Source organism: Mesorhizobium sp. M1403, from assembly GCF_040317695.1.
Classification (GTDB): domain Bacteria; phylum Pseudomonadota; class Alphaproteobacteria; order Rhizobiales; family Rhizobiaceae; genus Mesorhizobium.
Genome location: NZ_JAMYKY010000093.1, coordinates 1 through 800, shown reverse-complemented (window position 1 = coordinate 800; position 800 = coordinate 1). Strand labels below are relative to the sequence as shown.

General features: G+C 63.4%; 1 protein-coding gene. It reads left to right on the top strand.

Going from position 1 to position 800, the window contains the following annotated elements:
• The coding region (locus tag NKH01_RS35170; RefSeq protein ID WP_353024745.1) for an IS256 family transposase at positions 1 to 800 on the top strand (800 nt) is incomplete at both ends.

Below are 800 nucleotides of genomic sequence, written 5' to 3'. Positions count from 1 at the left end.
GAGGAGCTCTACGGCATCGACGTGTCGCCGGACCTGATCTCGGCGGTTACCGATGCGGTCCTGGAGGAAGTGGCCGAGTGGCAGAACCGGCCGCTGGACGCGGTATATCCGCTCGTCTTCTTCGATGCCATACGGGTCAAGATCAGGGACGAGGGCTTCGTCAGGAACAAGGCCGTCTACATCGCGCTCGGCATCCTGCCGGACGGCACGAAGGAGATTCTCGGCATCTGGATCGAGCAGACCGAGGGCGCCAAGTTCTGGCTGCGCGTCATGAACGAGTTGAAGAGCCGTGGCGTCGCCGACGTCCTGATCGCCGTCGTCGACGGCCTCAAGGGCTTCCCCGAGGCGATCAACGCCGTCTTTCCCCAGACTGTCGTCCAGACCTGCATCGTGCACCTGATCCGTCATTCCCTGGAGTTCGTGTCCTGGAAGGACCGCAAGTCCGTCGTGCCGGCGCTGCGCGCGATCTACCGGGCCAAGGACGCCGAAGCCGGCATGAAGGCCCTTGAGGACTTCGAAGCCAGCTACTGGGGGCAGCGGTATCCGGCGATCACCCAAAGCTGGCGGCGCAATTGGCAGCACGTCGTCCCATTCTTTGCCTATCCCGAAAGCGTGCGGCGGATCATCTACACCACGAACGCCATAGAGGCGCTGAACTCCAAGCTGCGCCGCGCCGTCCGCACCCGGGGACACTTCCCCAGTGACGATGCGGCCGTGAAGCTGCTATATTTGGTGCTGAACCACGCGGCCGAGGAATGGAAACGACCGCCGCGCGAATGGTTCGAGGCCAAGACCCAGTT